Raw genomic sequence first — 19126 nt, forward strand, 5'->3', positions numbered from 1 at the left:
CGCGAACGCCCGCCGGGGCGAACCGGCCCGGGCGCCGCAGCCCGCCCGCGTCCGCGAACCGATCCCGGAACGGCGGCGACCGGAACGGCGCTAGCTGTACGTGGCCGGCGCGGGAGGTGAGCGCGGGTCAGCGCCGAGCGGCCCGCAGTTCCCGCGGCAGCGCGAACACGAGGGTCTCGTTCGCGGTGGTCACCGGCTGGACCTCGCCGAACCCGTGTTCGGCGAGCATGTCCAGCACCCCGCGCACCAGGATCTCGGGGACCGACGCACCGGAGGTGATCCCGACCGTGGTCACCCCCTCGAGCCACGCCGGGTCCACCTCGCGCGCGTAGTCCACCAGATACGACGCACGGGCCCCGGCGCCGAGCGCCACCTCCACCAGGCGCACCGAGTTCGACGAGTTGCGCGAACCCACGACGATCACCAGATCGCATTCCGGAGCCATCGCCTTCACCGCGACCTGACGGTTCTGGGTGGCGTAGCAGATATCGTCGCTGGGCGGGTCCTGCAGCGCGGGGAACTTCTCGCGCAGCCGCGACACCGTCTCCATTGTCTCGTCCACACTGAGTGTGGTCTGCGACAGCCAGATCACCTTGGACTCGTCGCGCACGGTCACCTTCTCGACCGCGTCGGGTCCGTCGACGAGTTGTACGTGCTCGGGAGCCTCACCGGCGGTTCCCTCGACTTCCTCGTGGCCTTCGTGACCGATCAACAGGATGTCGTAGTCGTCGCGGGCGAAGCGTTTGGCCTCCTGATGGACCTTGGTCACCAGCGGACAGGTCGCGTCGATGGTGCGCAGGTTGCGTTCGGCGGCGGTCGCGTGCACCGCGGGCGAGACCCCGTGCGCGGAGAAGACCACCAGTTCCCCTTCGGGAACTTCGTCGGTGGTGTCGACAAAGATCACGCCGCGCTCACGCAGGGTTTCCACCACGTGGCGGTTGTGCACTATCTCCTTGCGGACATAAATCGGGGCGCCGTGCTTTTCCAGCGCCTTCTCCACGGTTTCGACGGCACGGTCCACACCCGCGCAGTATCCGCGCGGTTCGGCGAGCAGCACTCGTTTTCCTTCGGGGGCGGCGGTCGCGGCGCCGGCCGAGCGAGCGATTCCGACATTCAACGGTATTGCCGAGGACATGCCCCACAGAATACGTGCGTACCCCGGCGACCGCTGCGGCCGTGCACCCCGGCACCCGGGCGACGCCCAGACCACCTGTTCGGCCCGTTCACCCCGCTCACCGCCGGGGTCCGCGGGACCTCACGCGACCGGTCACCGGCGGCGTCACCGCCGGGAGGGTGTGCAGGTTCACCCGCGGCGGCTACCACGACGCCGACGCGTTTCCCGCCGCGGCGGCACCAGCCGGTCCGCGGGAAACGCGCCGACCCCGCCGCGGCTTGCCGGGTGAGCGCACCCTCTTTTGCGCACCCCGCTATATCGGGCAGGCTATTACCATGTTTCGACCACCGTTCCTGGCCCGCGTCGCCGCCGGAGCCGCCGTCTACGTGCTCGAGGAGACGCGACGGCTGCCTTCGGCAGCGGCGAAATTACCGCTCACCGCGGTAAGCCAATTACTGCAGACGGGAATGCACGTCCAGCAGTTCGTCACCAGTCTCGCGATCAAGGGCGATTCGGTTTTCGACCGGATCATCAACCGTCCCGAGGAGCAGCCCGAATGGGCCACCTTCGACGAGGACGACGACCCGCCGGTGCGTGAGCCGGTCGCGACTCCGCGCCGCCGCAACAGCGGTTTCGACCGCTTCGACGCCGATCCGGCCGAGGTGGAACTGGCCCTGCAGGAGACCCTGGACGGCCTGCGCGCGATCCAGAACGGCAACCCGGTGCCCGCGGCGCACACCTTCGACACCGAAGCCGCCGCCGCTGACCCGGCCGGCGATATCGCGGCGTCGGCCGCTGCGGCCGCGGTCGACGGACCCGAGTCCGCCGCCACGGCCAATCCCGAGCCCGTCGCCGGACCCGAGCCGGCGGCCGAGCCCGAGCTCCCCGAGGCCGGCGTCCGCTACGACTACCCGAACATGACCCTGGCCCAGCTGCGCGGACGGCTGCGCACGCTCACGGTCGCCGATCTGGTCGCGCTGCTCGACTACGAACAGCGCACCCTGGATCGCGCCGCGTTCGTGACCATGCTGACCAACCGGATCGCCACCGTACGGGCCCAGTGACCGAGGCCGATCCCGCGCCCGCGGCCGGCCGGAGCGGTTCCGGCCGGCCCGGGCAGGCGCCCGCCCCCGCCAATTCCGCCGAGCAGCCCTGGCCGGTGCGCTCGGTGTCGATGAAGGTCGCGCAGTGGATCGACCGGCTCGGCAGCATCTGGGTGGAAGGCCAGCTCACCCAGATCAACCTGCGGCCCGGCACCCGCACAGCCTTTCTGGTGCTGCGCGATCCGGCCGCCGATATGTCGCTGTCGGTGACCTGCGACCCGGCCCTGTTGCGCGCCTCCCCCATTCCGCTGCAGGAGGGCAGCCGGGTGGTGGTCTACGGCAAGCTCTCCTTCTTTCCCGGTCGCGGCACCTTGTCGCTGCGGATTTCCGAGATCCGCCCGGTCGGCGTCGGCGAACTGCTGGCCCGGATCGAACGCCTGAAGGCGTTGCTGGATGCCGAGGGCCTGTTCGATCCGCGGCTCAAACGCCCGGTCCCCTTCCTGCCCGGCACCGTCGGGCTGATCACCGGCCGCGGCAGCGCCGCCGAACACGATGTGCTGAGCGTGGCGCGGGATCGCTGGCCCGCGGTGCGGTTCGAGGTGCGCAACACCGCGGTACAGGGCCCGTCCGCGGTCCCGCAGATCCTCGACGCGCTGGCTGCGCTGGATCGCGACCCGGCGGTCGAGGTGATCGTGATCGCCCGCGGCGGCGGCAGTGTGGAGGATCTGCTGCCGTTCTCCGACGAGACACTGTGCCGGGCCATCGTCGCCGCGACCACTCCTATTGTCAGCGCTATCGGTCACGAACCCGATTCCCCGGTCTCCGACCTGGTCGCGGATCTGCGCGCGGCCACCCCGACCGACGCCGCCAAACGTATCGTGCCCGACGCGGCCGCGGAGACCACGCTGGTCCGGGAACTGCGTGCCCGATCCGCGGCGGCCCTGCGCGGCTGGGTCGAACGGGAGTCGGCGGCCCTGCGGCAGCTGAGGTCACGCCCGGTCCTGGCCGACCCACTGCGCGAGCTCGGCCACCGGCACGACGAGATCGAACGCCTGCGCACCGCGACCCGCCGTTGCGTGGAGAGCCTGGTCCGCGCCGAATCGGTTACCACCGACCATCTGCGGCGCCAGCTGACCGCGGTCGGCCCGGCCGCGACCCTGGCCCGCGGCTACGCTGTCGTGCAGCGGGTGACCGGACCCGAACGCCATGTGGTGCGCGGTGTCGACGATTCGCCGGCGGGCAGCCAACTGCGTATCCGGGTCGGTGACGGCGCGATCTCCGCCGCGGTCCTCGGCACCGAAAGGCTCGGCGAACGCGGCTCCCCCACCCGCTCCGACGACTCCGAGAGGACCTGACCGTGTCCGATACCGGCACCGACGACCTGGCCGATATCGCCGGCCTCGGCTACGAACGCGCCCGCGACGAGCTGGCGGGCGTGGTGAAGATGCTGGAGCAGGGCGGTATGGACCTCGACGACGCCCTGGCGCTGTGGGAACGCGGCGAGGCGCTCGCCAACCGGTGCGAAGAACATCTGGCCGGGGCCCGGCAGCGCATAGAGAAAGCGCTGGGCGAATCCGACGGGGCGCAATGAACGGCGCCGATATCCGCTGACCTGCTATGCGGCGGGCAGCGGCCGGGCGGCCACCACCGCGGCGGCCAGGGTCTCGAAGGCCTCGGTATTGCCGGCCCCCCGGATCAGCACCCGGCTGGACCCGAAATCGGCGACCCACGCGGGCTCGGCCCCGGGTTCCTGGTAGACCACCCATTTCTGTCCGGCGATATCCCGGGTACCGGTGGCGTACCGGCTGCCCGCGATATGCCCGGCCAGCACCTCTTCGGTGGCATCGCTCTGATCGAGTTCCATATAGGTGCCCATCCCGGTGACATAGCCGATGGTGCTGACCGTGCCGCCGCCGCGTTCGGTGATGGTGTCGCGGCTCCCGGAGTTCGCCTGCCAGTTCTGCGGGAGGGCCGGCTCCCGAATCGGGAAGGACAGGTTCTGCGCGTCCGAGCGCAGGGCCGCGGCGGCGTCGAAACTGGGTATCGTGCCCTGGGTCGGACCGGTCGCGGAGAAACTGCACTGACTGGTCAGTCCGGCGAACACCACGGCGATCAGCACCAACGGGATCAACGACCAGAAAAGATCCCGGTAGTCGTTCATGATGCGTGGCTTCTTGTTCGGCACGCTCCCAGTATCCATCGTGGTCACAGCGGGACCCCGCCGCCCCCGGTACTGCCGTACCAGGTGATCACCGGCACGCAATCCGGCGATGCGACAATTACGGCAAGTTACACAACCTAGGAGGCACCCGCTATGACGGCATCTTCGCCCGCTCCGAGCCGCCGCGAGGCACCCGACCGCAACCTTGCGCTCGAACTCGTCCGCGTCACCGAAGCCGGCGCCATGGCAGCGGGACGCTGGGTGGGCAAGGGCGACAAGGAGGGCGGCGACGGGGCGGCCGTGGATGCCATGCGGCAGCTGGTCAGCTCGGTCTCCATGAGCGGTGTCGTGGTGATCGGCGAGGGCGAGAAGGACGAGGCGCCCATGCTGTACAACGGCGAGAACGTGGGCGACGGTACCGGTCCGGAGGTCGATTTCGCGGTCGACCCGATCGACGGCACCACCCTGATGTCGAAGGGTTCGCCCGGCGCCATCTCGGTGCTGGCGGTCGCCGAACGCGGTGCCATGTTCGACCCGTCGGCCGTGTTCTACATGCACAAGATCGCCGTCGGCCCCGACGCCGCCGAGGTGATCGATATCTCGGCGCCGATCGGGGAGAACATCCGCAAGGTCGCCAAGGCCAAGCACGCCTCGGTCTCCGATATCACCGTCTGCATCCTGGACCGACCCCGCCACGGCGACCTGATCCAAGAGGTCCGCGACGCCGGCGCCCGGATCCGGCTCATCTCCGACGGTGACGTGGCCGGTGCCATCGCCGCCGCCCGGCCCGATTCCGGCACCGACATCCTGGTCGGCATCGGTGGCACCCCCGAGGGCATCATCGCCGCGGCCGCGATGCGCTGTATGGGCGGCGCGCTGCAGGGCAAACTCGCGCCCAAGGACGACGACGAGCGGCAGAAGGCGATCGACGCCGGACACGATCTGGACCGCGTCCTGACCACCGAGGACCTGGTGGCCGGGGAGAACGTCTTCTTCTGCGCCACCGGTGTCACCGACGGCGACCTGCTGCGCGGAGTCCGCTACTACGGCGGCGGCGCCTCGACCCAGTCCATTGTGATGCGGTCGAAATCGGGCACCGTCCGCATGATCGACGCCTATCACCGGCTCACCAAGCTGCGCGAGTACTCGTCGGTCGATTTCCACGGCGACGAGCACGCCGCCCCGCCGCTGCCCTGACGGTTGCGTGTGCGGTCCGGGGCCCGCTCCGGACCGCATGGGGTGTTTCGGCACGCCCGGGCATATACCCGCCATGTCCAGCAACTTTCTGGCATCCAGACTCCTTGCCCGGTTGTTCCGGGTAATATCCGCGTGGCCACCGAACCGGCAGCGTCACGAATATCCGCGCTCGATAGCCGTCACGTTGCCGAACCCACAGCCGGAGTGATGAACCACCACGCTCTGCCCGTCCATCACACCGGCCTCGCGAGAGGATGGACATGCACCACTTCGCTCGACGTTCGGCCGGATTCACCATGGCACTCGCCGCCGCTGGTCTCCTCGTCGCCGGCTGCGGTGACGACGACAACTCGGTGTCGGATACCGTCGGCTCCCTGACCTCGGCGGTGATGCCGGGCGGCAACACCGGTACCAACGGCCAATCCCCGTCCCCGGGCGCCGAAGGCTCGCCCACCGAGACGACGGGCGCCGAGGGTTCACCCACCCCCGACGAGGATCCCAATGCCGATGCCGGCGAAACCACCGTGCAGACCCCGGACGGCAACGAGATCACCGTGAAGGGCAGCATCTATCAGAAGTACACCGAGGCCGGCGGGCCGACCGGCACCCTCGGTATGCCCGAGGGGGAGGAACAGGTCGCCGGGGACGGCGGTCGCTACCAGAACTTCTCCGGCGGCACGATCTTCTTCAGCGAGGACACCGGCGCCCATATCGTGTGGGGCGATATCCGTGAAGCCTGGGAAGCCAACGGCGGCGCCGACGGCCAACTCGGCTTCCCCACCTCCGACGAGGAGACCACCCCGGAGGGCAAGAAGAGCGAGTTCGAGGGCGGCACCATCACCTGGAACTCCTCCGACCGTTCCACCACGGTCACCGAGAAGTGAGATACCGCACTCGGGGCGCCCATCACGGTGGGCGCTCCGAGCGCTGTCCGGGGTCCGCGCCACACCCGCTCCGGAATCTCCGTTCACATCCGGGGAGCGGCGCCGACTGTGCGCGGACCCCACCCGCATCGGCCGGATCACCGAGATTCCCCAACCCGACCCCGGCGCTCACCCCGTACCCGGTCCGACCCGCTACCGTGTGTGCGTGCAGAAACTGTTGACCGACCGCGACCTGCTGGAATCGCTCGCGGTAGAGGTGGAACTGACCATGCGGCGCCATACCGAGATCGCCGATGAATGGCAGCCGCACGACTTCGTCCCGTGGGACGACGGCCGCAACTTCGCCTTCCTCGGCGGCGAGGACTGGGACCCCTCGCAGTCCGAGCTCAGCGATACCGCCCGGCTGGCGCTCACCGTGAGCGTGCTGATCGCCGACAATCTGCCCTCGTACCACCGCGAGATCGGCAAATACCTGCGCACCGGCGCGTGGTGGCGCTGGGTGGGCCGCTGGACCGCCGAGGAGGCCCGGCACTCCATCGTGATCCGCAACTACCTGATGGTCACCCGCGCCTGTGACCCGGTGGAACTGGAGCGGCTGCGGATGGGCCATATGACCGACGGTTTCCGGCGCGAGCCGCTGCATCTGCTGGATGTGCTGGCCGCCTGCGCGTTCGAGGAGACCGCCGCCGCCGTACGCCACCGCAATACCGCCGCACTCGGGGAGAACCCGCTGATCACCGCGATCAGCGAGCAGATCGCCAAAGACGACGAGCGGCAGGCCGCGGTATTCGCCGATCTCGTCGCGGCCGGTTTCGCCGAGACCCCCGACCAGACCATGCGCGCCGTCGCCGACCAGGTCGCCGCGTTCCGGGTCCCCTCGGTCACCCTGCCCGACGGGCGCAGCAGCGACGAGGCGCTCGCCGATGCCGGTATCTACGACCCGGAGCGGCAGGACGAGCTGGTCTTCGCGCCGCTGCTGCGGCGCTGGGACGTATTCGGCCGCACCGACCTCGGCGAATCCGGGGAGGCGGCCCGAGAAGAACTGGCCCGTTTCCGGTCCTGACCCATCACGGCGACGCGACCGTCGATCCACGGTCGCGTCGCACCGAATACCCCGGACCGCCCGGCAGCCTCAGTCGTTGTCGATATTCGTCATCGACAGCACATCCAGGCGCCGGTCGAGTTCCTCCTCGCTGAGCGCCTCCCCGATCAGCCCGCGATCGATGACCGTCTGACGGATCGTCTTCTGCTCCCGCAGCGCCTGTTTGGCCACCGCCGCCGCCTCCTCGTAACCGATCGCCGAATTCAGCGGGGTCACGATGGAAGGCGAGGATTCGGCCAGGGTGCGCAGCCGATCGACGTCGGCGGTCAGCCCGTGCACACAGCGGTCGGCGAACAAGCGGGACACCGCGGCCAGCAGCCGGATGGATTCGAGCACATTACGCGCCATCACCGGAATGTAGACATTCAGTTCGAAATGGCCGCCCGCACCCGCGAAAGTGACCGCCGCATCGTTTCCGACCACTTGCGCCGCCACCTGCGTGACCGCCTCCGGCAGGACCGGATTCACCTTCCCCGGCATGATCGAACTACCCGGCTGCAGGTCGGGCAGTTGCAGTTCACCCAGCCCGGTCAGCGGGCCCGAACCCATCCAGCGGATATCGTTGGCGATCTTGGTCAGGCTCACCGCGATCGTCTTCAGCGCCCCGGAGACCTCCACCAGCCCGTCCCGCGCCGCCTGTGCTTCGAAATGATCCTCCGCCTCGGTCAACGCGTCGATCCCGGTGGCCCGCACCAACTCCGCCACCACTTTCGCCCCGAACCCGGCGGGTGCGTTCAGCCCGGTTCCGACGGCGGTACCGCCGATCGGCAGTTCACCCAGCCGCGGCAGCGTCGCCAGCAGCCGCTCCATCCCCGCCGCGACCTGCCGGGTGTAGCCGCCGAACTCCTGGCCCAGCGTCACCGGGACCGCGTCCATCAGGTGCGTACGCCCCGACTTCACCACAGTGCGCCATTCGGCCGACTTGTCCAGCAGCGCCAGCCGCAGATGTTCCAAGGCGGGCAGCAGATCCTTGATCACGGCCTCGGTGGCAGCCAGGTGGGTCGCGGTCGGGAAGGTGTCGTTCGACGACTGGGACATGTTCACGTGGTCGTTCGGATGCACGGTGACCCCGCCCGCGGCCGCGATCGAGGCGATCACCTCGTTGGCGTTCATATTCGAACTGGTCCCGGACCCGGTCTGGAACACATCGATCGGGAACTGGTCGTCGTGGCGGCCCTCCGCGATCTCGGTGGCCGCCGCCACGATCGCCGCGGCCCGCTCCTCGTCGAGCAACCCCAGATCCCGGTTCACCACCGCGCAGGCCCCCTTCAGCAGCCCGAGCGCCCGGATCTGCGCCCGCTCCAGCCCCCGCCCGCTGATCGGGAAGTTCTCCACCGCCCGCTGAGTCTGGGCACGCCACAGCGCGTCCACCGGAACGCGGACCTCGCCCATGGTGTCGTGCTCGATGCGGTACTGCTTCTCCTCGCTCATGTTCCCGACCCTATGCCGCGCCCCGGCGATGTTGGCGTGCCACGCGTGAGGTCTGGGTCACCGGAATTGCCCGCGGTGCCACCGCGCTCCGCCGACCCGTGAGCGTGCGACGGGTCGCCGGGTCGGTGCGCTGGGCTGCTCCCATGTCCGTGAGTTATTTCTGCGCGGCCCTCGACCGGCACCCCACCATCGACCACCTCAGCAGTCGGCGTGCCCGTTACCGCTCAGCCGTGCCCGGCGGAGACGAGCCGGTCGATCTCGCGGCTCAACTCCGCATGCGAGATCGGGTCGATATGGAAATCCTGGTAGCGGTGCCGATAGACGTAGCGCCCGTCTTCGGCGACATCGAACCAGCTCAGATAGCGGGGCGGCGGCGGTTCCGGCTCACGCAACCGGTGCCGCGCCTCCAGGAATCCCGACCCCGCCCGCGGCGCCTTCAGCAGTCGGCGCATCCGGTCGGCCGGCTGCGGTGTACCGCCGTTCCACACCTCGTAGGTATCGCGGAGCCGGTCGATACTCTCCACCAGCGGTGCCCGGCTCCCCTTCGGCTGCTCCCCGAGGATCTGCAGAAAAATCTTGGGCACGAGCGCGGGCGAGCCGACCTGGAGCACGAACTTACCGTCGAAATCGGTAGTGGTGCCGGGGAATTGCACGGCGGTGACGGCCACCTGCCCCGCGAAAGCCCCGTACGCGCGGATCCGGTGCCGGCGACTACCCGAGAGGGTGAGCGTGTACTCGGGGTCGGCGGCGACACGCAACGCGGCAGTCAAATCGGGATCACCGCCTCGGGGATACGCCGTCGCGATCCCGGCCGCCAACCGTTGGAACTCGTCCTCCCAGCGCACCGAAGACCGCACCTCCAATGGGTACGGATACCGGTCCTTACCGGTCTCCTTCCAGACGTGCATGAATTCGTCCGGAGTGAATTCCCACTTCACCGCCGGTCACCGCGATCATCGGCCGGCTGCGCGGCGGGAGCGTCGGCTCCGAGAACCCCACCCAGGGCGCTGATCCGAGGACCGAACAGCTCTTCTTCACGATCCTGGATCAGGTAATCGGGCGTCTTGTGCTCGTCGTCGTCTTCCCCACGCCTGCCCGCGCCCGCGGACATCATGCCCGGCATCCCGGACATCCCCCGGCTGGTACCCGCGGCCGTTGCCGCCGCACTCGGAGACCCCGTGGCGGTATTGGGCCCGCCGGGGGTTGCGGTCACCGTCTTACCCGGAGTTCGGCTCTGCGGCGTCCCGCCGGGCGTCCCGACCGGCGCCCCGGTGGAAACGGAGGGAGAACCGGTGGTGGTCGACGGGGTGGTGCGCTGCGGGTCGCCGGTCGGGGTGCCGGTCGTCGTCGTGTTCGGCTGCTGGGTGGTCGGGTTCTCGTTCGATCCGGCGGTGGTGGTCTGCGAATCCTCCTCCGTACCCGCGCTTTCGCTGCCCTCCCCGTCGGTTTCGTTCGCTCCGGGCGTCTCGGAACCCGGGGTTTCACCACCGGGAGCCGAGGTCGTTGTACTGCTGCCATTGGGCCCGGTGGTGGATGTACCGCCCGGAACAGAGGGCCCCGGCCCGTCCCCCGGCGCCTGAACCGGCACGAAGGTCGGCACCCCGTCACCGGCGGACTGATAAGTGGGTTTGTACGCCATGTTCATGGCTTCCACCGCGACCAATCGCTGCTCTTCCTTGTACCGATCGAGCGCGGCGGCAGCGGCGGGATCGGTAGCGCCGACAACAGTCTGGGCGACCTGGGCGGGGTCGACCACCGAGGTGGCGAGCGTCGGGTTCGTCCCGGGCGCCTGAGTGGGTGGCGGTGGGACGGATTTCCGCACAACCTCGGCGCCGTAGGCAGCGGCATCCACGCGGAAGCCGACCGCGCGGATGACTTCTTGCACGTCATTGGCTTGGTCGTGAAATTTCTTTGTAGCTTGCGCAGCAGCGTCAGCGAATTGACCACTCATACCTTCCGAAAGCTCCCGCTGGAGCGAAAGGTGGGCGCCGAGCAGGGCGCCACTCAAAGCGTTCGCAATGGACTCGTAGGCGCTGGCAATCTCATGCATGAGGCCGGGCTTCATGGCATCGACTTTGGTGAAGATCTCTTCATGCGACATCCCTTCGAATTGCTCCATCCGCGTGATGTACGAAGGGTCTCGGTCACCGTGTGAAACCTGAGATCCGAAATATTCCGCACCGGACTGGCTTTGCTGGCCTGAAAGACGATTGGGCACAGCCGATGGGTCGATGCCCAGACCCGGCCCGAAGATACCGAGCGGCGAAGAGGACTGGTCTTCACTCATGGTCTAGTTCCCCGAACCGATCTCCGGTTCGAGTGCCTCCACGACACGCAGGACACCATCACACTTCTGGAGTCCAACTTCCGACCCTTCGAAAGTTCGCTTGGTCGTGAACATCACAAAGCCGACCTTCGTGCGCAGATGGATGCTGCATCGTTTGGCCTCCTGGGGGTCACGCACCCACATCGCTTCGCGGCCGTTCACGGTCAAGGGCTCGCTGAAGGCTCCGTTCTTCTGCAGATCTTCCTCCCACGTCACATTCCCCGAGTTGATCTGCAGATCCCAGTGAGGGCTATCGAAATCGCACGTCAAAAACGTGTACTCGGCAACCGTATCGTCGCCCCGACGACGGCTGGCGGGATCCAATCCTGCCTTCTCCGCAGCCTGATCGCTGATCCAAGTACAGGGATCGAAGACCACCTCCGGCCGACCCTCGGTGGTGTATTCGTTTTGCAGCGGCGGGGGCTGCAGTCTGGATTCCGTCAGTGTCGGACGAGTCGATCCTTCTTCCTCACTCACCGACACAGCCGGCGAGGTGGTTGCTTCCACCGCAGCCGGACTTCCACTGCCCGCGCAACCTGCCACAGCGAAGGCAATTGCTCCACAAAAAACAGGTACAACAACTTTGTATCGCACCATCACTGGTCGACCTCCACCGCTTCGAGAGCTCTCCTGTTCATCGCGTCGGCTTCCTGGAAGGCGCCGCCCGCTTGAAGAAAGGCCGCAGCCATACGCAACGCAGCCTCTTTCATCCCCGTCAATACCTCGGTAGTAAGAGCGCCCTTGCCCCCGAAATTGGTCTCCAGTTCGCGCGCGGAGTCGAAGCCTCCGAAGCCGGAGGTGTCTCGCAGACGTTCGGATGCAGCAATCTGCGCCTCCAGGCACGTGTCGACCAACCGCGTGTACACCGCCGCACACCGTTCCGCGGCGCCCCGCTCCATCCGGAATGTCCCTGCCACAGCTTGCTGATACAGCGAGGTAGCGGTCCCCTGCCCCACATCCATCGCGCTCGGCCCACCCTTCCGTAAACTTCACTCACCATACTGGACGCACCCGCCCCCACTCCGGTTCCGCCGGACCCCCCGCTCCCGCGAAAACGCACCGCGGCAACCCTATTCGTTCCTCTCACTCCCTTCCGCGGCAACCGACGTCCCGGCCGTGACCACGGTCGACCCGGCCTTCGGGAGATCGCTCGACGGCGCAGCATCACCTCGGGCCGGACGTTCGACACGAGCAACAGTCCTCGGCGCAAGCGAGACGGCTTCGGCCGATCGTGCGGTGCGCAGAAGCCCGCCGCGTCGTGGGGTGCCGCCGATCGGTCGCCGCTATATCTCCGATGATCGATCAGCCGGTACGCCCACCTTCGGTCGGCAGGGTTCGGGCGACCCCTCCCCCGCCGTCAACGTCTGTTTTCCGGCCGCCACCTCGACCAGCCCCGATCCGAAACCGACCGGAATCGATCCCACGTTTCATCGTGAACACGGCGTACCACTGCCCGCCAGGCGGCATAGTGAGGTACATCACGCTCTATCCGGCGTGCGTTCAGCGCCCGAGTCGACCGAGGAGTTCGTCATGACCTACGCCAAGCCCGGTGCCGACGGCAGCATCGTCAGCTATGCCCGCCGATACGACAATTTCATCGGGGGTGAATGGACCGCGCCCGTGGGAGGTGAATACTTCGACAATCCGTCGCCGGTCGATGGCGAGACCTTTTGCGAGGTAGCGCGTTCCACCGCGCCCGACGTGGAATTGGCACTGGATGCCGCGCATGCCGCCGCCGACGGATGGGGGGCCACTTCGACCACCGAGCGCGCGAATATCCTCAACAAGATCGCGGATCGGATCGAGGAGAATCTGGAGGCGCTGGCGGTCGCGGAGACCTGGGAGAACGGGAAGCCGGTCCGAGAGACGAAGGCGGCGGACCTGCCGCTGGCCGTGGACCATTTCCGGTATTTCGCGGGGGCCATCCGCGCCCAGGAGGGCGGAATCAGCGAGATCGACGCCGATACCATCGCCTATCACTTCCACGAGCCGCTGGGCGTGGTCGGTCAGATCATCCCGTGGAATTTCCCCATTCTCATGGCCACCTGGAAATTGGCTCCGGCGCTGGCGGCCGGTAACGCGGTGGTGCTGAAACCGGCCGAGCAGACGCCGGCGTCGATTCTGAAGGTGGTCGAGCTGATCGCCGACCTGTTGCCGCCGGGTGTGCTGAATGTGGTGAACGGTTTCGGGGTGGAGACCGGTAAGCCGCTGGCGTCGAGTCCGCGGGTGGCGAAGGTGGCGTTCACCGGGGAGACCACCACCGGCCGCTTGATCATGCAGTACGCGAGCGAGAACATCATCCCGGTCACCCTGGAACTGGGCGGGAAGAGCCCGAATATCTTCCTGCCGGATGTCATGGCCGCCGACGACGATTTCCTGGACAAGGCCGTCGAAGGTTTTGTGATGTTCGCGCTGAACCAGGGCGAGGTCTGCACCTGTCCGTCGCGGGCGCTCGTCCATTCGTCCATCTACGACGAGTTCATGGCCCGCTGTGTGGAGCGCACCAAGGCCATCGTGAGCGGCGACCCGCTCGACGACGCGACCATGATCGGCGCGCAGGCCAGTAACGACCAGCTCGAGAAGATCATGTCCTACATCGATATCGGCAAGAAGGAAGGCGCCGAGGTGCTGACCGGCGGCGGGCTTCGCTCGGTGGAGGGCTACCCGAACGGCTACTACGTGGAACCGACCATCTTCAAGGGCAGCAACGATATGCGCATCTTCCAGGAGGAGATCTTCGGCCCGGTCGTCTCGGTCACCACCTTCGATTCCACCGAGGAGGCCCTGAAGATCGCCAACGACACCCTCTACGGTCTCGGCGCGGGTGTCTGGACCCGGGACGGCAATACCGCCTACCGGCTCGGTCGCGGTATCAAGGCCGGCCGGGTGTGGACGAACTGCTATCACGCCTACCCCGCGCACGCGGCGTTCGGCGGCTACAAGAAATCGGGTATCGGCCGGGAGAACCACGCACAGATGCTGGACCACTACCAGCAGACCAAGAACCTGCTGGTCAGTTACTCACCGCAGAAGCTCGGGTTCTTCTGATGCCGGACCCGAACCGGGTGGAACTCACCGCGACCGCCGCCGATCTGCTGCACCGGCTGATCGCGCGGCACGGTCCGGTGATGTTCCACCAGTCCGGTGGGTGCTGTGACGGCAGCGCGCCCATGTGCTACCCCCGGGGCGAGTTCCGGGTCGGGGCGCAGGATGTGCTGCTGGGGCAGGTGGATGTGGACACCCCGTTCTGGATGAGCGCCGACCAGTACCAGTACTGGAAGCACACCCATCTGACGGTGGACGTGGTGCCCGGGCGGGGCAGCGGGTTTTCCCTGGAGGCGCCCGAGGGGGTCCGGTTCCTGATCCGGTCCCGGCTGCTCACCGATGAGGAATTCCTCCGCCTCGAAGCCGCACCACCGCCACCGACGGGCGCTGAAATCACCGACTGATCGCCTCCCGGCCCGCCCGGCCTCGGCTCGTGCCGGCCGGCCCGGCGGGCCGGCTCGGGCGTCGTCCTCGGTCGCGAGAATCGTCGACCGGCACAGGTCCACCTCACCCCTTTTCTGGCCACGTCGACGGTCGGGGCCGGTCCCGGCTCTGGAGCGGCACAGCGCAGCGAGTGGGCGGCGGAGTGCCGAGCCGGGGCTATGAAAGCCCGACTCACCGCGGCGGACTCTCGATGATCGGGCCCGGCGGGTCGGGCCGTATGCGCAGCCCGGTATCGGATCATCGATCGAATCCGGCCGGAGCCGATCAGTTCCGGCTCCGGGATCCGTCGTCAGTGCATACCAGCCGTCAGCTGAGGAGGATCGTCATGCAGAAGATCGTCACCAATCTCTGGTACGACACCCAGGCCGAGGAGGCCGCGGAGTTCTACTGTTCCCTGTTCCCGGACGGGAAGATCACCGGGGTGCAGCGCTACACGGAGTCGGGTATGCGCGAGGCGGGGACGGTGATGCTGGTCGATTTCCAGCTCGCCGGGCAGCAGTTCACCGCTATCAACGGGGGCGGCGACTACCACTACACCCATGCCATGTCGCTGCTGGTCAACTGTGACGACCAGGCCGAGGTGGACCGGCTGTGGGAGGCGCTGCTCGCCGACGGCGGCGAGGAGGTCCAGTGCGGCTGGCTCAACGACAAGTACGGGGTGCCGTGGCAGATCTGGCCCAGCGAGGCCAACGACCTGCTCTCCGGTGACGATCCGGCGGCGGTCGACCGGGCGCTCGCGGCCATGTATCAGATGAAGAAGATCGATGTGCGGGCGATGCGGGAGGCCTACGCCGGCTGACCCGCAACCGGTGGCCGCGCGGGTGGGTTCCCGCGGCGGGCGAACTCACCCGGCCGTGGTGTCGGCGGCGGATCTCGAGGCACCCCGATCACCGCGTCCTTCGGCGAGTACCGCAACGCGTGGGGCCGGGGCCGTGCCGATCCGGGCACCGCGGCGAGCCCGCGGTGCCCGTCGCCGCGCCACGGTCAGGAATGCTCCCGCAGGTAATCCAGATAGAACCCGCGCAGCGCCTCGGCGAGTTCACCGTCACCGGCGTGGATGTAGTCGTCGAGCATGGGCACCACCCATTTGATATCGGCTTCGCTCTCCCCGGTCCGGCCCGCGGTGGCCTCCGCCGCCGGGATCCGGGTCAGCAGTTCCCAGAGGAAGCGGATATCACCGTGCCGCACCGCGGACCTGACCGCGCGGTCGTGCAGTTCCTTCGACGAGAGCTTGTCCAACTCCTCGTACTCGGTCATATCGCCGACTCTAATCCCGGCACCGGGCTCGGGGCTCGGTTTCCGGGAGGGTCGCCCGGCCGGCCGCCGCGTGGCGTACCCACTCCGAGCCGATACCGTGCTGCGATGGCCCGATGACCGACGATACCCTCACCCCACCGCCCGGCTTCCAGGTCAAACGCGTCTACGAGCCGCCCGCGGCCGAGGACGGATACCGGGTGCTCGTCGACCGCCTGTGGCCGCGCGGCCTCGCCAAGGCCGCGGCCGGGATCGACGAATGGGCCAAGGAGATCACCCCCTCGACCGAATTGCGCCGGTGGTTCCACGAAGACCCGGACGGCCGGCGCACCGAATTCGGCGACCGCTACCGCGCCGAGCTCGCCGAGCCGGCGGCCCGCGAGATACTGCACCGGTTACGGGAGCGCGCCGGTAGCAGCCCGCCGGTGACTCTGGTCACCGCAGTCAGAGAGCCGGGTCACAGCCATGTTCCGGTACTCGTTGAGCAGCTGGGCGGCTGAGGCGGCGCGCGCCGGGCGACACGAAGGCGAACCCGGAGCGAACACGCCGTCTCGGCCCCGGGATACCGCGAGTTCCGCCGATACCTGATCCGAATCGATCGGGGGCGACCGATACCCACTCTGACCTGCGCGGAACCCGCCGAACCGGGCCCAGTTCACAGCGAATTCATCAAAGCCTCCCGCATTTCTCCGAGCGCGCAGGGGTGGTGAGGAGGTAGCTTCGGAGTGGCGGGTCGCACGTTGCGGTTCGCTCGGGAGGTCCTGACCGTGACTGAGAGACTCAGTACGAGGGGGCCGGCACCCGGTCCTCGTGGCCACTGACGCACCACGTCAGCAGCCATCCGGACCTACCGGCCCAGCGAGACTGTCTGTGTGGGTGCCGCGCAGACCATAGGAGCCTACCGTGACTGATAATCGCTCCGTATCCGCCCCTTCGGCGAATTCTCGCTTCATTCAGAAAGGTTTGAAAACCTTCGTGGTCGACACCTCGGTGCTGCTGTCGGATCCCTGGGCAGTGACCCGGTTCGGCGAACATCATGTGGTGTTGCCGCTGGTCGTGATCAGCGAACTCGAAGGTAAACGACACCATCACGAACTCGGCTGGTTCGCCCGCGAGGCGCTGCGCATGCTCGACGATCTGCGGGTGGCCCACGGCCGGCTCGACGAACCGCTGCCGATAGGTACCGACGGCGGCACGTTGCAGGTGGAACTGAACCACACCGACCCCTCGGTGTTGCCGGTCGGTTTCCGCACCGAGAGCAACGATTCCCGCATCCTGGCCTGCGCGTTGAATCTCGCGGCCGACGGATGCCAGGTGGTGTTGGTGTCCAAGGACATCCCGATGCGGGTGAAGGCCAGCGCGGTAGGTCTACGGGCGGAGGGATATCACGCACAGGATGTGGTGACCTCCGGTTGGACGGGCATGGTCGAGATCGACACCGCCTCCGAAGTCGTCGACCGGCTCTACAGCGAATCGGTCGTCGATCTCGACGAGGCACGAGAACTGCCCTGCCACACCGGAATCCGGCTCCTCGGCAGCAGTTCCAGCGCTCTCGGCCGGGTGACACCGGACAAGCGGGTGCAACTGGTGCGGGAACGGGAGGCGTTCGGGCTGCACGGCCGCTCCGCGGAACAGCGCGTCGCATTGGATTTGTTGCTCGACGAGAGCGTCGGCATCGTCTCGCTGGGCGGCCGCGCCGGCACCGGTAAATCCGCGCTGGCACTCACCGCCGGTCTGGAAGCGGTGCTGGAGAAGCGCACTCAGCGCAAGGTCGTGGTCTTCCGGCCGCTCTACGCGGTGGGCGGTCAGGAACTCGGCTATCTGCCGGGCACCGAGAACGAGAAGATGGGCCCGTGGGCCCAGGCCGTCTTCGACACACTGGACGGCCTGGCCAGCCGCGAGGTCATGGAGGAGGTGCTCAGCCGGGACATGCTGGAAGTCCTCCCGCTGACCCATATCCGAGGCCGGTCGCTGCACGATTCGTTCGTGATCGTGGACGAGGCCCAGTCGCTGGAACGCAATGTCCTGCTGACGGTGCTGAGCCGGCTCGGCAGCGGTTCCCGGGTGGTCCTGACCCACGATGTGGCGCAGCGCGACAATCTGCGGGTCGGCCGGCACGACGGTGTCGCCGCGGTGGTCGAAAAGCTCAAGGGTCACCCCTTGTTCGCGCATATCACCCTGACCCGCAGCGAGCGGTCGCCGATCGCCGCGCTGGTCACCGAGATGCTCGAGGAGTACGGGCCCAACGCCTAGGGCCCGGCGCAGCCGTTCGAGAGCGCGCCACGGCGCTCTCGAACGGCGTCCGCGTCGACGCGACCCGGCGGGTCAGCGGCCGAAAAGCGCCTTCACGACCCCGACCGCGGTGCCGCGCAGGAAGTTCTCCCAGCTGAAATGGTCGTGCCACAGCACGATCCGGCCGTCTCGCAGTTCGAAGGTCCCCATCACCCAGAACGAGATACGCACCGGCCCGAACCGCAGCACATCGGTACGATCGGTGAGCACCACCGACCCGTCCGCGGCGATATGGTGCATCTGCGCCGAGAACCCGAACTGCTCCCGGTCCAGACCGCGTATCAATTTCCCGACCCGCCGAGCCCCGCGCACATCCGGCAGCGAGGTGTTCTTCCAGACGATATCGGGATGCACCAGCTCCAGCGCCTCGTCGAGCGCGCCGATCTCCATCGCGGTGAAGAACTCGCGGACCGTGGTGACCGCGTCCTGATTCAGCTCGGTATCCATTGTCCGAGCCTAGGACAGTGTCCAATTGCGCGCCTTCGGCGCGCGGGGTCGAGGCCGCCGAAGGTCCCGTCGTTCAGGCCTCGAGACTCGCGCCTGCGGCGCATGCGCTTCGAGGCCTGAACGACGGGACGGGCCTCAACCCTTTGAGGGCCTCGCCGAACTCGGCACCGAAAAGAGTGCTGCTTGTGAAGACGATCTAACGCGAGGCCGTCCCACGCGACCGAGTCGGCATCGGTCCTGGACATCGAATGCCGACGCAACCCGCCTGCGTCGAGTTTTACGAGACACCTCCAAGGGTTGAGGCCCGTCTCGCCGTTTCGGCCTCGAAAGCGCCCGCGCCGAAGGCGCAAGTCTCGAGGCCGAAACGGCGAGACCAAGGGGGCCTC

20 protein-coding genes are annotated in these 19126 nt (G+C 67.8%); 11 read left to right on the forward strand and 9 right to left on the reverse strand.

What is annotated here, in order from left to right; translation table 11 throughout:
- Nucleotides 1-127 precede the first annotated feature (127 nt).
- Complete coding sequence (locus ON38_RS20515; protein ID WP_039826533.1) at nucleotides 128-1135, reverse strand: 4-hydroxy-3-methylbut-2-enyl diphosphate reductase; 1008 nt, start codon at nucleotides 1133-1135, stop codon at nucleotides 128-130.
- Between the two features lie 314 nt (nucleotides 1136-1449).
- Here ON38_RS20515 and ON38_RS20520 point away from each other — a divergent pair, with 314 nt between their 5' ends.
- Genes ON38_RS20520 through ON38_RS20530 form a run of 3 tightly spaced genes read left to right on the forward strand, consistent with a single transcriptional unit; the run spans nucleotide 1450 to nucleotide 3748 of the window.
- Nucleotides 1450-2178, forward strand: a complete 729-nt coding sequence (locus ON38_RS20520) for a lipid droplet-associated protein (protein ID WP_039826534.1) — start codon at nucleotides 1450-1452, stop codon at nucleotides 2176-2178.
- The gene (xseA, locus tag ON38_RS20525; RefSeq protein ID WP_039826535.1) at nucleotides 2175-3512 is read left to right on the forward strand and encodes an exodeoxyribonuclease VII large subunit; all 1338 of its coding nucleotides are present in this window, start codon (nucleotides 2175-2177) and stop codon (nucleotides 3510-3512) included. Before ON38_RS20520 ends, xseA begins: the two co-directional genes overlap by 4 nt.
- Nucleotides 3513-3514: 2 nt before the next feature.
- On the forward strand, nucleotides 3515-3748 hold the full coding sequence (locus ON38_RS20530; RefSeq protein ID WP_039826536.1) for an exodeoxyribonuclease VII small subunit: 234 nt from the start codon (nucleotides 3515-3517) through the stop codon (nucleotides 3746-3748).
- 24 nt (nucleotides 3749-3772) lie between these two features.
- Here ON38_RS20530 and ON38_RS20535 read toward each other — a convergent pair whose 3' ends face one another.
- Nucleotides 3773-4342 carry a DUF4245 domain-containing protein gene (locus ON38_RS20535; protein WP_039826537.1) on the reverse strand — a complete coding sequence of 190 codons (570 nt, stop codon included), beginning with the start codon at nucleotides 4340-4342 and terminating at the stop codon, nucleotides 3773-3775.
- A gap of 129 nt (nucleotides 4343-4471) precedes the next feature.
- Here ON38_RS20535 and glpX point away from each other — a divergent pair, with 129 nt between their 5' ends.
- The 3 genes from glpX (at nucleotide 4472) to ON38_RS20550 (ending at nucleotide 7462) form a co-directional block, all read left to right on the forward strand.
- The gene (gene glpX, locus ON38_RS20540) at nucleotides 4472-5515 is read left to right on the forward strand and encodes a class II fructose-bisphosphatase (RefSeq protein WP_039826538.1); all 1044 of its coding nucleotides are present in this window, start codon (nucleotides 4472-4474) and stop codon (nucleotides 5513-5515) included.
- A gap of 260 nt (nucleotides 5516-5775) precedes the next feature.
- A complete protein-coding gene (locus ON38_RS20545) occupies nucleotides 5776-6399 on the forward strand; it encodes an LGFP repeat-containing protein (protein ID WP_051165019.1) in 624 nt (207 codons plus the stop codon).
- A 205-nt stretch (nucleotides 6400-6604) separates the two neighbouring features.
- Nucleotides 6605-7462, forward strand: a complete 858-nt coding sequence (locus ON38_RS20550) for an acyl-ACP desaturase (RefSeq protein WP_085995460.1) — start codon at nucleotides 6605-6607, stop codon at nucleotides 7460-7462.
- A 69-nt stretch (nucleotides 7463-7531) separates the two neighbouring features.
- Here the strand turns inward: ON38_RS20550 and ON38_RS20555 are convergent, their stop codons facing one another.
- The 5 genes from ON38_RS20555 to ON38_RS20575 all read right to left on the reverse strand — a co-directional run bounded on the left by ON38_RS20555 (nucleotide 7532) and on the right by ON38_RS20575 (nucleotide 12220).
- Nucleotides 7532-8932, reverse strand: a complete 1401-nt coding sequence (locus ON38_RS20555; RefSeq protein WP_039826540.1) for a class II fumarate hydratase — start codon at nucleotides 8930-8932, stop codon at nucleotides 7532-7534.
- Nucleotides 8933-9156: 224 nt separating this feature from the next.
- Nucleotides 9157-9870 carry an ESX secretion-associated protein EspG gene (locus ON38_RS20560; RefSeq protein WP_039826541.1) on the reverse strand — a complete coding sequence of 238 codons (714 nt, stop codon included), beginning with the start codon at nucleotides 9868-9870 and terminating at the stop codon, nucleotides 9157-9159.
- The gene (locus ON38_RS35610) at nucleotides 9867-11219 is read right to left on the reverse strand and encodes a hypothetical protein (protein ID WP_157181824.1); all 1353 of its coding nucleotides are present in this window, start codon (nucleotides 11217-11219) and stop codon (nucleotides 9867-9869) included. The genes ON38_RS20560 and ON38_RS35610 overlap by 4 nt, the downstream gene beginning before the upstream one ends.
- A gap of 3 nt (nucleotides 11220-11222) precedes the next feature.
- Nucleotides 11223-11855: a DUF3558 domain-containing protein gene (locus ON38_RS20570; protein ID WP_083872910.1), complete on the reverse strand. Its 633-nt coding sequence runs from the start codon at nucleotides 11853-11855 to the stop codon at nucleotides 11223-11225.
- Nucleotides 11855-12220: a hypothetical protein gene (locus ON38_RS20575; RefSeq protein ID WP_051165009.1), complete on the reverse strand. Its 366-nt coding sequence runs from the start codon at nucleotides 12218-12220 to the stop codon at nucleotides 11855-11857. The genes ON38_RS20570 and ON38_RS20575 overlap by 1 nt, the downstream gene beginning before the upstream one ends.
- Nucleotides 12221-12788: 568 nt before the next feature.
- Between ON38_RS20575 and adh the strand changes: the two genes are divergently transcribed.
- From adh to ON38_RS20590, 3 genes are all read left to right on the forward strand, one after another.
- On the forward strand, nucleotides 12789-14306 hold the full coding sequence (adh, locus tag ON38_RS20580) for an aldehyde dehydrogenase (RefSeq protein ID WP_039826606.1): 1518 nt from the start codon (nucleotides 12789-12791) through the stop codon (nucleotides 14304-14306).
- Nucleotides 14306-14707, forward strand: a complete 402-nt coding sequence (locus tag ON38_RS20585; RefSeq protein WP_039826544.1) for a DUF779 domain-containing protein — start codon at nucleotides 14306-14308, stop codon at nucleotides 14705-14707. Before adh ends, ON38_RS20585 begins: the two co-directional genes overlap by 1 nt.
- A 365-nt stretch (nucleotides 14708-15072) precedes the next feature.
- A complete protein-coding gene (locus ON38_RS20590) occupies nucleotides 15073-15546 on the forward strand; it encodes a VOC family protein (protein WP_039826607.1) in 474 nt (157 codons plus the stop codon).
- Between the two features lie 185 nt (nucleotides 15547-15731).
- Here the strand turns inward: ON38_RS20590 and ON38_RS20595 are convergent, their stop codons facing one another.
- Nucleotides 15732-16004 carry a hypothetical protein gene (locus ON38_RS20595; protein WP_039826545.1) on the reverse strand — a complete coding sequence of 91 codons (273 nt, stop codon included), beginning with the start codon at nucleotides 16002-16004 and terminating at the stop codon, nucleotides 15732-15734.
- 113 nt (nucleotides 16005-16117) lie between these two features.
- Here ON38_RS20595 and ON38_RS20600 point away from each other — a divergent pair, with 113 nt between their 5' ends.
- Both ON38_RS20600 and phoH2 read left to right on the forward strand, forming a co-directional pair.
- Nucleotides 16118-16501, forward strand: coding sequence for a DUF488 domain-containing protein (locus ON38_RS20600; protein WP_039826546.1), 384 nt, complete (start codon nucleotides 16118-16120; stop codon nucleotides 16499-16501).
- Nucleotides 16502-16904: 403 nt separating this feature from the next.
- Entirely contained in the window at nucleotides 16905-18254 is a 1350-nt protein-coding gene (phoH2, locus tag ON38_RS20605) for an RNA 5'-3' helicase PhoH2 (protein ID WP_039826547.1), read from the forward strand.
- A 72-nt stretch (nucleotides 18255-18326) separates the two neighbouring features.
- On the opposite strand, the gene ON38_RS20610 is transcribed toward phoH2, so the two are convergent.
- On the reverse strand, nucleotides 18327-18740 hold the full coding sequence (locus ON38_RS20610) for a limonene-1,2-epoxide hydrolase family protein (protein ID WP_039826548.1): 414 nt from the start codon (nucleotides 18738-18740) through the stop codon (nucleotides 18327-18329).
- Nucleotides 18741-19126 lie beyond the last annotated feature (386 nt).

The organism is Nocardia testacea NBRC 100365, from assembly GCF_000308775.1.
Classification (GTDB): domain Bacteria; phylum Actinomycetota; class Actinomycetes; order Mycobacteriales; family Mycobacteriaceae; genus Nocardia; species Nocardia testacea.